Consider the following 11,503-nt stretch of genomic DNA (forward strand, 5'->3'; position numbering starts at 1 on the left):
AAGGATCTCTCCATGCTGTTGCTCCGCTCCTGCCCGCTTGCCAGTCCCGCAAGGTTGACGAAGCTGGGCGCATTGGCTAGCGCCGGATTTCTCTTTGCTCCCGCACTGGCCTGGGCCGAGCCGTCGCCCGCGCTGGACCGTTTCAGCTTCTCGGTGGGGGCCTTCAGCGCCGATCCCAAATTCAACGCATCGGTCAGCTCGCCGTACGGCGCACTGCGCACGCGCGACCTGGAGCCCGGCCGCGTGACCATGCCGCGCGTCACGGCCGACCTGCTGATCGGCGACAGCCATGGCCTCTCGTTCGACTACTACCGCTACAAGCGCGACTACTTCGGCCAGGCCGCGGGCAGCGACTCCTTCGGCGGCTTCGGCACGCTCAGCGCGGTGGGCAATGCCAACATCAACGTGAAGCTCGACTTCGCCAAGCTCTCGTACAAGTGGTGGCTCGGCTCGGGCAACACGGTGTTCGGCCTGGGCGCCGGCGCCGCCTACTACAGCATCGACGTCGGCACGAACGCCAACGTCGCGGTGAACGGACGGATCCGCACGCTGAACGAGGATGCGAGCGACAACGCCGTTGCGCCGCTGCTCGAACTGGGCGTGCGGCATGCCATCAACCCCGACCTGCGCCTGTTCGCCGACCTCTCCGGCGTGCGCAAGGGCGGCGGCCGCTTCCACGGCAACATCTACAACGCCAGCGCGGGCGTGGAGTGGTTCCCGGCGAAGAACGTCGGCGTGGTGCTGGCCTATGGCGTCACGAACATCGACCTCGCGCGCGAGAGCAGCACGGCGGAGACCCGCGTCAAGGTCAAGCTGCACGGGCCCTCGGCCTTCGTCAAGGCACGGTTCTGAGGCTCCCGCGGAGCGTTCGACACGCCTGGCAAAAAGCGCGGCCGGCAAGCGCGCGCTCGCGACATCGACCTACACTGGCTTTGTCGCACCCTCCACCGAGGTCGAGACGGCCCTGATGACCTGGCTGGGCCATCCGGACCCGGCGGGCGCGGCGCTCCCAACTTCGCCTTCGATGAATCTTCCATGACCGACCTGTCCCGCTTTCCCGTCACCCAGAAATGGCCCGCGCTTCACCCTGACCGGCTGCAGCTGTATTCGCTGCCCACGCCCAACGGCGTGAAGGTGTCGATCATGCTGGAGGAAACCGGCCTCGCCTACGAGCCGCACCTGGTGAGCTTCGAGACGCACGACCAGATGTCGCCGGAATTCCTCTCGCTCAATCCGAACAACAAGATCCCCGCGATCCTCGACCCCGACGGGCCCGGCGGCAAGCCGCTTGCGCTGTTCGAATCGGGCGCCATTCTTCTGTACCTGGCCGACAAGACCGGCCAGCTCATTCCGCAGGATGCGGCGGGCCGCTACGAAACCATCCAGTGGCTGATGTTCCAGATGGGCGGCATCGGCCCGATGTTCGGCCAGCTCGGCTTCTTCAACAAGTTTGCCGGCAAGGACTACGAGGACAAGCGCCCGCGCGACCGCTACGTGGCCGAATCGAAGCGGCTGCTTGGCGTGCTCGACAAGCACCTGGCCAACCGCGCATGGATCATGGGCGACGACTACACCATCGCCGACATCGCCTCGTTCCCGTGGATCCGCAACCTGATCGGCTTCTACGAAGCGGGTGATCTGGTGGGCTTCAGCGAGTTCAAGAATGTGGCACGCGTGCTCGAGGCGTTCGTGGCCCGGCCGGCCGTCGTGAAGGGTTTGGGCATTCCCAAGCGCGTTTGACCGGCCTTCGGGGTTGCACTGGCGCCCAGAACGAAAACAAAGCTACTCACTTTTCGAATCGCGTGTCTTTTTCAGGCACGCGCACGGGGTTCCCGCGCCTTTTTCGGCTTCGCCCAGGAGCGGTTGGGGTTACACTTCAATAAGAATAATTCTTATTCAATCGCCCGAGCCACCCCGCGCCACGCGCCGGTGGCCGGCCCAGGGAAACCCACACGTTGATGCTTGCGAGAAGGCGATCGAATGCGCGACCTCGTCCAGGAACTGGTAGCTCACTATGCGGACTTGCGCCGGCAGCTGACGCGCGACCTGCGCGACCCGCACTACGCGGCGGACATCGCGCAATCCAGCTTCGAGCGCGTGTATGCGCACGCGCTCAAGATGAACAAGGACATCCGCATCGATGCGGCGCCGGACGGCACGCAAGGCTCCGGCGGCATCGAATCGCCCCGCGCCCTGCTCTTTCGCGTGGCGCGCAACCTGTGCGTGGACGATGCGCGCCGCCGCAAGGTGGCACAGGACTGGATCGGCACGCATTTCAACTCGGGCTCGCGCCAGGTGGTGCCGTCCTGCGAATTCATCGCGTCCCAGCAGCAGGTGCTGGCACGCGTGGTCGAGACGCTCGAAACGCTGCCGCCCCGGCGGCGCGAAGTGTTCCTGCTGTTCCGGGCCTACGGACACACGCGCGCCGAAATCGCCCAGCAACTGAACATCACCGAGATGGCGGTCGCCAAGCACCTGCTGCGCGCCGCCATCGACTGCTCGCGCGTGTTCGCCCGGCTGCGTTCGGAACTGGTCGAGCAGCCGGTCGTCTCGATGCGCCCGGGCTTCGACGCAGCGTTCGCCGAAGACTTCGCCTGACCGGACGGCCGCACCGTGGCAAGCGTCCCGAACGAGAAGCTCATCGAGCGGGCCCTCGCGCTGATCGTGCAGGGCGAGATCGCTGCTGCGCAAGACGCCGCCATGGCCGCCCGCCTGGCGCTCGCGCGGTGGCGCAGCCGGTCGGCGGAGCATGCGGCCGCAGCCCAGGAAGCGCGGCGGCGCTGGGACGCCCTCGGCGGCATCGCGGCGGAGCTGCGCGACCTGCAAAAGTAGCGGCCGGACTTCACTGCAGGCGCCCCTCTTCACGCAGCGCCTCCTGCATCGATGGCTTGATCAGCGCGGCCCCGGCCAGCGCCCACAGGGTGAGCACATCGTCCAGCGCGCAGATGTTCCCGGGGTCCACGCCGAGCCAGCGGATGAGCTCTTCGGCGCGCTCCGGCGAGGGCGAGTCGTGCAGCGTGCAAAAGAGCGTCCACGCGGCGTCGAAGGCAGGATCGTCGGGCACACGGTCACGCATCATGCAGCCAGGCTTTCGAGCGGGACGTACGCCTTGTCTTCCTCGATCTTTCCGGCGCGCATCGTGACCACGCGGTCGGCCAGGTGGAAGTACCTGTCGTCGTGCGAGATCACCACCAGCAGATGCCCCTTGGCGCGCAGTTCGGGCAGGAGCTCCGTGTAGAACAGATGCCGGAAAGCCGGATCCTGGTCGGCGGCCCATTCGTCGAACACCAGCACCGGGCGGCCTTCCAGGTACGCATGCACCAGCGCCAGCCGCTTGCGCTGCCCAGTCGAAAGATCGGTGGTGGTGAAGGCGCCGTCCTTCACGCTCACCTTGTGCGCGATTTCCAGGCGTTCCAGGTAAGGCAGCGCCGTCTGCGGCAGCGTGGCCGTGCCCGCGCCCTCTTCGCCGGCCGCCAGGTCCTCGAACAGGTAGAAGTCCGAGAACACCGTCGTGAACAGCTGCCTGTAGTCGTCGCGCCCTTCTGGCGTCACCACGCCGCCGTCGAGCAGCACTTCGCCGCCGTGCGGTGCATAGAGGCCGAGCAGCAGCTTGATCAGCGTCGTCTTGCCGGAGCCGTTGTCGCCCACGATGAACACCATCTCGCCGGGCCGGAGCAGCAGGTCGATCGGTCCGAGCGTGAAAGCCTCGCCGCCCTCGGGCGCATCGAAGCCGTAGCGCACGCCGCGCATGGCGATCTCGCGGTTCAGCATGACACCGTTGGATGCGCGCTCCAGGTGCAGATGCGGCTCCGGCGTTGCAAAGCGCGCCGACAGGTCGGCGATGCGCCGGAATGCGATCTTGGCCCGGCCCACGCCCGGCAGAGCGCCCGCGATCTGGTCCACCGGCCCCTTCAGGAACAGCATCACCAGCACGAAGCCGCTCAGCACCGCGGGCTCGGTCGGCCGGAACGCGGCCCAGCCGAGGATCAGCGCGATCAGCAGGAAGAACAGCGCCGAGCCGAAGGCCGTTGCCATCACATAGGTGTTGATGGCGCGTCCGTTCACGGTGCGGATGTTGTCCACGATGCGCTCGATCTGCCCGCCGAACATCCGCGTGCGGCGGGCGCGGTGCATGCGGAATTCCTTCGCGCCTTCGCTGATCGCGCGGTAGGTCTTGTGCAGCTGCTCCTCGTATTCGCGCGCTTTCCAGAAACCCGCCTCGGCGCGCACCTGCGCGCGTGTCTGGATGGTCGCGCCGATCGCGAGCGCCACCACCAGCAGGCAGAACAGCGGCAGCGACAGGTAGGCGAGATACGCCAGGCAGCCCAGCGCAATCGCGAACGCGATGAGCGTGGACGACAGCACGAAGGCCACGTCGCTGATCATGTCCACGTCTTGCGACAGCACCGGCATCAGCCGGTGCGTGCGGTAGCGCTCCAGCGCGTCGATGGGCGCCGAGAGAATCTTCTGCGCGAGGCTCTTGCGCACCTGCGCCACGAGCCGCTGGCCGACGAAGTTGGTCGACACGTCCGAGGCCATGCGTCCCAGCAGCGCCACCGCGCACAGCCCGACGAAGGTCAGCAGCAGCCCGCCCGCCATGCCGCCCTCGCGGTTGAGCACCTGGTTGATGGTGCCCAGCAGCGCGACGGTGGCCGCACCCGCACTGATGCCCGTGACCGCGGACAAGAGAATCCACGGAAGAAACGGCTTGAGCAGGCGCCCGAGTTCGGAGGTGCTGCCACGGGGGGTCGTGGTGGTCGGTGTCATGCAAAGGCTCTTTCCGCCCACCCGGGGCAAAACGGCTTGAAAACGGCCATGCCCTGTCGACATCGCCCGGGCGGCTGCAGGCCGCTTACTGCATAGACGGTTGGGTCCGGGCAATGTTCATGCGATGCGCCGATGAACACCGCCGCCGCCAAACCGTCTTCAAGGGATGCACTCCCCTCACCTCTTGCAGGCCGCCTCGTGATCGCGCTGCTGGAACCCCTGTTCCCGGGCGCACTGGCCGTGCATGCCGAGCGGCTGCAGTGCGCAGACGCGGTACCGGCCGGCGCGCTGCGCGTGGCGGACCTGGCGCATTCGCGCCCGCTCCTGGCCGACGTGCTGCACCTTCACGCGCGCGCGCGTGGCGCGGCCGGCGCGCGCGACCTGCGGCCGGTCGCCTCGGCGTGGAGCCTGGACTACCTCTCCGCACTGCTCCCCCCCGTGGTGGCCGCCGCCAGCGTGCTGCAGCATGTGTTTCCGGTTTCCGCGGAGCACATCTGGGTGCGGCTCGACGACAAGGGCACGCCCTCGAGCTTTCATGTGCTGCACCTGGGCGATGCGCGCCGCGGCGCCGACGCTGCGCAGCGCTATGCGCCGCTGCTGTGGCAGCACCTGCAACCGCTTTTCACTGCCCTGTGCAGCCTCACGCGGCTGGCGCCCAAGATCCTGTGGGGCAACACCGCGCGGCACCTCGAACCGATCTTCGACATGGCGCTGGCCGCGACCGGCGGTGCAGCCCACATCGCGCACGACCGCGACCGCCTCCTGCACCACCCCGCCTGGCCGGACGAGGCCCGGCCGGCCAACCCCCTGCACGCCCGCTGCCGCGAGGTGCGGCCGGTCGACGCCGGCCAGGGCCGGCCGGTCAAGCTGCACCGCCAGTGCTGTCTCTATTACCTGCTTCCGTGCGAGGACTACTGCGGCGCCTGCCCGCTCGCGCCGCAGCACCGCAAGAGCGCCGGCGAGATCCTGCAGCCGTGAACAGATGGCGCGCTGCCACGTCTTCTCCTGAAGGCCCCAGGCCTGCCTGCTCCCACACCCAAGCCAACTCCAACGCCGATCCATCCTTTCACGCCACACCCATGTCCAAGGCAAAGCTCGTCTACATCCTGTCCTTGAGAAACGCGGCCGCCGACAAGGCCGGCCAGTACATCGACTTCAAGGGCACGCAGCGCTACATGGCGTCCCCGCTCGAATACCTGGCCAAGGCACTGGACGAAAGCCCGCTGGGCGAGGCCTATTCGCTCGAAGGCGTCGTCTACGACGACGACGAAGGCTCGCCGCGGGACCGCGCGGCGCTGCAGGACTACGGCTTCTCCTGCCAGCCCGGCCGCCAGTGGATCTTTCCGGGCGACCTGAGGGCGCAGGGCAAGCTCGTCAACGGCATGCTCCACGCGGTGCCGTCCGAATACCGGCGGCTTCCGCTCGATGCCAAAGAGCGGCCCGCCGCCAAGAGCGCCTTCGAGCGCCGCCTGCTGGACAAGCTGCTCACGCTGCAGGCCGACATCGTCGTGCTCGATGGCCTCCTGGTCATCCTGGACGAGCTCGTGCGCCCGGGTGCGCCGTTCCACCGCAGGATCGTCAACATCCATCCCGGCATCACGCGCATCGAGTCGCCCTACGAGCGCCGCGGCGCCCGCGCCACGCTCGATGCGCTGCACGGCGCCAGGGGCCGCAAGGTCGTGAACTGGCAGACGATGGAAAGCATCGCCGCCCCACCGCTGCTGAAGACCGGCGCCTCGCTGCACTACGTGGACAACGGCATCGACTCCGGCGAGGTCATCCACGACGTGCTCGGCACGCACATCGACCCCGGGGACTCGATCCTCGAATTGCGCTGGAACAACTTCAACCACAGCCTCTTTCCGGCACTCCACCAGGGCCTGGCCCTGCTCGCGAGCCACCGGTCCACCGAAGGAACCCCATGACTCTCACCTCCTACGCCGACGGCACGCCGCACGACATCACCCTGGACGGCGAGATGCTCGCCGTGCGCAGCCGCCAGGGCGAAACGCGCTCGATCTGGAAGCTCGCGATCGGCGGGGCCGATGCCGCGCTCCAATGGGTCGACGGCAGTGCGGCCTCCACCCCTCACCTGCTCGCGGCCCTGGAAGCCGCCTTCGAGCACTGCCCTGCGCACAAGAGCCTCGCGGTGGCGGCGCCTGCGCTGGCCGAGGAGCTGACCCACACCGGCGTCCTGCTCGCGTCGCAGGGCGGCGGCGTGCGCGCCTTTCGCGACATGCTCTGGCAGCAGCCGCGCCTGTGGCTTCCCACCGTTCATGCCCCGATGGCGCAGCGCTATGCGCTCACCAACGGCAAGGTGCATCCGCTGCGCTCGCCCAAGCCACGCGGCGTGCTCTACCAGCGCTTCATTCCATGGCTCGGCAAGACCTTCTCGTTTCGCAGCATCGACTTCGAGCGCGACCTGGCCATCTTCAACCGCTGGATGAACGATCCCGACGTGGCCGAGATCTGGGACGAAGAAGGCGACCTGGACAAGCACCGCGCCTACCTCTCGGGCATCGACCGCGACCCGCACATGTACTCGATGATCGCGAGCTTCGACGGCGAGCCCTTTGCCTACTTCGAGATGTACTGGGCCAAGGAAAGCCGCATCGCACCCTTCTACGACGTGCAGGACTACGACCGCGGCTGGCACGTGCTGGTCGGCGAGCCGTCGTTCCGCGGCAAGGCCTATGCCACCGCGTGGCTCACTTCCATCTCGCACTACATCTTCCTGTGCGACCCGCGCACCCAGCGCGCCGTGGGCGAGCCGCGCATCGACCACGTGCAGCAGATCCGCAACCTCGACAAGTCGGGCTACGCCAAGGTGAAGGAGTTCGACCTGCCGCACAAGCGCGCACAGCTCGTGATGATGCTGCGCGAACGCTACTTCATCGACGGCCTCTGGCTGCCGCGCAGCGACGCGCCGGCGGCAACGGCCGCGCCCGCCAAGCCCGTTTAACCCGCCCAACCGCTCAACCGCTTCGCAGCAAAAGGAATCCGCCATGGTCATCCACGACGTCATCGGCATCGGCTTCGGCCCCTCGAACATCGCGCTGGCGATCGCGCTCGACGAGAAGCGGCGCGACGGGCGCCGGCTCGACGCGATGTTCATCGAGAAGCAGCCCGCCTTCGCCTGGCACAAGGACATGATGCTGGAGCATGCGCACATGCAGATCTCCTTCCTGAAGGACCTGGCCACGCTGCGCAACCCGACCAGCCGCTTCACCTTCATCAACTACCTGCACGAGAAAAAACGGCTGCAGGACTTCATCAACCTGAAGACCTTCTTCCCAAGCCGCCACGAGTTCAACGACTACCTGGCCTGGGCCGCCGCGCAGTTCGAGGATGCCTGCGTCTACGGCGAGGAAGTGTTCGAGGTGCTGCCCGAGGTCGAGGCCCACGAGGGCGACGTGACGCTGCTGCGCGTACGCTCGCGCGACCGCACGGGCCATGTGAGCGAGCGCCTCGCGCGCAACCTCGTGGTGAGCATCGGCGGCATGCCCAACATTCCGGACTGCTTCCGGGCGCTGCGCAGCGACCCGCGCGTGTTCCATTCGAGCACCTACCTGCAAGGCATCGCCGCGCAGGACGGCGCGCAGAAAATCGCGATCGTCGGCGCCGGCCAGAGCGCCGCGGAAATCTTCATGGACCTGCAGGGCCGCCCCCATGCGCCGCAGGTCGACCTCGTCATGCGGGCCCGCTCCATCCGCCCTTCGGACGACAGCCCCTTCGTGAACGAGGTCTTCAACACCGAGTTCACCGACTACATGTACAGCCGGCCCGACGACGAGCGCGCCGCCCTGCTCGAGGAGTTCGGCCACACCAACTACGCGGTGGCCGACCTGGAACTGATCCAGCAGATCTTCAAGATGTTCTACCAGCAGAAGGTGCGCGGCGAAAACCGCATGCGTTTCCTGCGCCGGCACGACATCCACGCCGCACACGCCACCGCCGACGGCATCCACCTGACCATGTGCGACCAGAACACCGGCCGCGAAAGCACCTCGCGCTACGACGCCGTGGTGCTGGCCACCGGCTACGCACGCGAGCAGCACAAGGAACTGCTGACGCCCCTCGCACCGTACCTGGATGGTTTCTCGGTGGACCGCCACTACCGCGTGCGCAGCACCGGGGACTTCCGCCCCGCCATCTTCCTGCAGGGCGCCTGCGAGTCCTCGCACGGCCTGAGCGACACGCTGCTGTCGGTGACCTCCGTGCGCACGGGGGAGATCGGCAGCGCGTTGCTGAAGGCCATTCCGGCGATGCCAGGTACAGCGGGTGCGGCCAGCGCCGGCCGCAGCGAACGCCAGGCCGTCCGCATCCAGGCAGCCGCCGAGGCCCGGTGACGCGGGCGAGCGGGTACGTGCTGAAGCATTTGGTACAGGGTGTCTCTCTTTTTGTAGTTCAAACGTCTCATGTACGGAAGCGCCAGAACTGCGGGATCCGGCAGGCCTTGCGCTGAAACCCGAACACGTCGTTTTTTCACTGCTCCTGGAGTACCTCAACCTATGCGTCCCCTGCCCCGACCCCGCTTGCTGAGCGCCGCGCTTGCCTCGGCCTTCGGAACCGCCTGCACCCTCTGGGCGGCTCCCGCCTTCTCGCAGGACAGCAACCTGCCGGCGGTGACCGTCACTGCCGATACGGAAGCGTCGGCCAAGGGCCATGTGAACGGCTACGTGGCCAAGCGCAGCGCCACCGGCACCAAGACCGACACCCCGATCCTGGAAACCCCGCAGTCGATCTCGGTGGTCACGGCCGACCGCGTGGCCGCCATCGGCGCCACCACCGTGAAGGACGCGCTGGGCTACACGCCCGGCGTGAGCACCACCGTCTTCGGCGCCGACTCGCGCTACGACTGGATCTCGATCCGCGGCTTCGACGGCTATGCGCCGGGCTTCTACCTGGACGGCATGCCCCTGCGCAACAACGGCAACTGGGGCGTCTGGCAGATCGAGCCCTACGGCATGGAGCGCATCGAAGTGCTGCGCGGACCGGCCTCGGTGCTCTACGGCCAGGCCAGCCCCGGCGGCGTGGTCAACGTCGTGAGCAAGCGTCCCACCACCGAGCCGCTGCGCGAAGTGCAGCTGCAACTGGGCAGCAACCACCGCACCCAGATCGCCGCCGATTTTTCCGGCCCCATCGATGCCGAAGGCAAGCTCAGCTACCGCCTGACGGCCGTCGGCCGCGACAGCAAGCTGCCGGCCGCCAGCATGGACGACGACCGCTTCTACATCGCGCCCTCGCTCACCTGGCGCCCCTCGGCAGACACCACGCTCACGCTGCTGTCGCACTTCAACCGCGTGCGTGGCGGCGTGTACACGCGCGGGCGCCCGACGGTGGGCTCGCTCGTTCCGACGCGTTTCGGCAACTACATTCCCGACTCGCTCTTCGTGGGCGACCCCAACTTCAACCACTTCGACGTGGACCAGTGGATGGTCGGCTACGAGTTCGAGCACCGCTTCAACGACACCTTCACCGCGCGCCAGAACCTGCGCTACGGCCGGCTCGACGTCGACTACGGCGCCGTGCAGGGCCGCACGATCGTGCCGCTCAACAGCAACGTCTCCGATCCGCGCAACTACCAGATGCTGCGCCGGAGCATCTCGGGCAGCCGCGAGAGCGTCTCGACCTTCACGCTGGACAACCAGCTCGAAGCCAACTTCGTCTCGGGCGACTGGAAGCACAAGGTGCTGATCGGCCTGGACCACCAGCGCACCGGCATCGAGCAGGCCAGCTACAGCGGCGGCAGCGCGCCAAGCATCAACATCTACGCGCCCGTGTACGGCGGTCCGTTCTTCGTGCCTGCGCCCTATGTGGACGCCAACACCCGCCTGACGCAGACCGGCCTGTACATCCAGGACCAGATCAAGTGGGGCGAGCGCTGGAGCCTCACGCTCGGCGGCCGCTACGACCGCGCCTCCACGATCATCCACAGCAACCTGGACGGCACGCGCAGCGACATCCCCGAGCACAAGTTCACCAAGCGCGGCGGCCTGGTCTACACCTTCCCGAGCGGCTGGGCGCCCTACCTGAGCTACTCCGAATCGTTCTCGCCCTCGGCGCGCCTGAACCCGGACACCAAGAGCCCGTTCAAGCCCGAGACCGGCCGCCAGTACGAAGCCGGCGTGCGCTACCAGCCCGTGGGCACCACCGACAGCTACAGCGCCGCCATCTTCGACCTGCGCCGCCAGAACTACATCACCGCCGACGCCAACTTCCGCCCGCGCCAGACCGGCGAGGTGCTGGTACGCGGCCTGGAACTCGAAGCGGCCTTCCAGCCCGTCAAGCGCATGAACGTGACGGTGTCCTACGCCTACACGCCCAAGGTCGAGATCACGGCCAGCAGCACGCCGAGCGAAATCGGCACGCCGCTGCTCGCGGTGTCCAAGCACCGCGCCGCGCTCTGGGCGGACTACCGCTTCGACAACGGCTTCAAGGTCGGCCTGGGCGCGCGCTTCAACGGCTCGAACCGCGGCGACCTGAACAAGGCGCCGATCCAGGTGCCTTCGTACACCGTGTTCGACGCAATGATCGGCTACGACATCGACCGCTGGAGCCTTGCGCTGAACGTGCGCAACCTGGCCGACAAGACCTACTTCGCGAACTGCGACCAGTACGGCAACTGCTACTACGGGGACCAGCGCAAGGTCACGGCCACGGCCACCTACCGCTGGTAAGCCGCGCGGCAGGCCTCCAAAGGCACAAGGGGACGCAGCTGGCGCTGCGCCCCCTT

General features: G+C 67.5%; 11 protein-coding genes. 9 read left to right on the forward strand and 2 right to left on the reverse strand.

Translation table 11 applies throughout. From position 1 onward, the window contains the following. Positions 1 to 12 precede the first annotated feature (12 nt). The 4 genes from EJO66_RS03250 to EJO66_RS03265 all read left to right on the forward strand — a co-directional run bounded on the left by EJO66_RS03250 (position 13) and on the right by EJO66_RS03265 (position 2,832). Entirely contained in the window at positions 13 to 852 is an 840-nt protein-coding gene (locus EJO66_RS03250; RefSeq protein ID WP_124955993.1) for a hypothetical protein, read from the forward strand. A gap of 183 nt (positions 853 to 1,035) precedes the next feature. Beyond that, the gene (locus tag EJO66_RS03255; protein WP_125964612.1) at positions 1,036 to 1,740 is read left to right on the forward strand and encodes a glutathione S-transferase N-terminal domain-containing protein; all 705 of its coding nucleotides are present in this window, start codon (positions 1,036 to 1,038) and stop codon (positions 1,738 to 1,740) included. A 240-nt stretch (positions 1,741 to 1,980) separates the two neighbouring features. Further along, positions 1,981 to 2,598: an RNA polymerase sigma factor gene (locus EJO66_RS03260; protein ID WP_124955997.1), complete on the forward strand. Its 618-nt coding sequence runs from the start codon at positions 1,981 to 1,983 to the stop codon at positions 2,596 to 2,598. Between the two features lie 15 nt (positions 2,599 to 2,613). Next, entirely contained in the window at positions 2,614 to 2,832 is a 219-nt protein-coding gene (locus tag EJO66_RS03265; RefSeq protein WP_124955999.1) for an iron dicitrate transport regulator FecR, read from the forward strand. Between the two features lie 10 nt (positions 2,833 to 2,842). Here the strand turns inward: EJO66_RS03265 and EJO66_RS03270 are convergent, their stop codons facing one another. Beyond that, positions 2,843 to 3,079: a hypothetical protein gene (locus tag EJO66_RS03270; RefSeq protein WP_047785419.1), complete on the reverse strand. Its 237-nt coding sequence runs from the start codon at positions 3,077 to 3,079 to the stop codon at positions 2,843 to 2,845. Next, on the reverse strand, positions 3,076 to 4,767 hold the full coding sequence (locus EJO66_RS03275; protein ID WP_125964613.1) for a cyclic peptide export ABC transporter: 1,692 nt from the start codon (positions 4,765 to 4,767) through the stop codon (positions 3,076 to 3,078). The genes EJO66_RS03270 and EJO66_RS03275 overlap by 4 nt, the downstream gene beginning before the upstream one ends. Positions 4,768 to 4,965: 198 nt before the next feature. Here EJO66_RS03275 and fhuF point away from each other — a divergent pair, with 198 nt between their 5' ends. From fhuF to EJO66_RS03300, 5 genes are all read left to right on the forward strand, one after another. Beyond that, complete coding sequence (gene fhuF, locus EJO66_RS03280; RefSeq protein ID WP_223262151.1) at positions 4,966 to 5,745, forward strand: siderophore-iron reductase FhuF; 780 nt, start codon at positions 4,966 to 4,968, stop codon at positions 5,743 to 5,745. Between the two features lie 101 nt (positions 5,746 to 5,846). Then, positions 5,847 to 6,692 carry a formyltransferase family protein gene (locus EJO66_RS03285; protein ID WP_124956004.1) on the forward strand — a complete coding sequence of 282 codons (846 nt, stop codon included), beginning with the start codon at positions 5,847 to 5,849 and terminating at the stop codon, positions 6,690 to 6,692. Next, a complete protein-coding gene (locus tag EJO66_RS03290) occupies positions 6,689 to 7,729 on the forward strand; it encodes a GNAT family N-acetyltransferase (RefSeq protein ID WP_125964615.1) in 1,041 nt (346 codons plus the stop codon). Before EJO66_RS03285 ends, EJO66_RS03290 begins: the two co-directional genes overlap by 4 nt. A gap of 43 nt (positions 7,730 to 7,772) precedes the next feature. Continuing rightward, positions 7,773 to 9,116: a lysine N(6)-hydroxylase/L-ornithine N(5)-oxygenase family protein gene (locus tag EJO66_RS03295; protein WP_125964616.1), complete on the forward strand. Its 1,344-nt coding sequence runs from the start codon at positions 7,773 to 7,775 to the stop codon at positions 9,114 to 9,116. A 162-nt stretch (positions 9,117 to 9,278) separates the two neighbouring features. After that, positions 9,279 to 11,447 carry a TonB-dependent siderophore receptor gene (locus tag EJO66_RS03300; protein WP_124956010.1) on the forward strand — a complete coding sequence of 723 codons (2,169 nt, stop codon included), beginning with the start codon at positions 9,279 to 9,281 and terminating at the stop codon, positions 11,445 to 11,447. Positions 11,448 to 11,503 lie beyond the last annotated feature (56 nt).

It is taken from the genome of Variovorax beijingensis, assembly GCF_003951285.1.
Classification (GTDB): Bacteria; Pseudomonadota; Gammaproteobacteria; order Burkholderiales; family Burkholderiaceae_C; genus Variovorax; species Variovorax beijingensis.

Bases quoted from the DNA above. Each gene is read 5' to 3' on its own strand.
- EJO66_RS03295 (WP_125964616.1), top strand. From the start codon at position 7,773: ATGGTCATCCACGACGTCATCGGCATCGGCTTCGGCCCCTCGAACATC.
- EJO66_RS03250 (WP_124955993.1), top strand. From the start codon at position 13: ATGCTGTTGCTCCGCTCCTGCCCGCTTGCCAGTCCCGCAAGGTTGACG.
- EJO66_RS03260 (WP_124955997.1), top strand. From the start codon at position 1,981: ATGCGCGACCTCGTCCAGGAACTGGTAGCTCACTATGCGGACTTGCGC.
- EJO66_RS03290 (WP_125964615.1), top strand. From the start codon at position 6,689: ATGACTCTCACCTCCTACGCCGACGGCACGCCGCACGACATCACCCTG.
- EJO66_RS03270 (WP_047785419.1), bottom strand. From the start codon at position 3,079: ATGATGCGTGACCGTGTGCCCGACGATCCTGCCTTCGACGCCGCGTGG.
- EJO66_RS03285 (WP_124956004.1), top strand. From the start codon at position 5,847: ATGTCCAAGGCAAAGCTCGTCTACATCCTGTCCTTGAGAAACGCGGCC.
- EJO66_RS03275 (WP_125964613.1), bottom strand. From the start codon at position 4,767: ATGACACCGACCACCACGACCCCCCGTGGCAGCACCTCCGAACTCGGG.
- EJO66_RS03300 (WP_124956010.1), top strand. From the start codon at position 9,279: ATGCGTCCCCTGCCCCGACCCCGCTTGCTGAGCGCCGCGCTTGCCTCG.
- EJO66_RS03255 (WP_125964612.1), top strand. From the start codon at position 1,036: ATGACCGACCTGTCCCGCTTTCCCGTCACCCAGAAATGGCCCGCGCTT.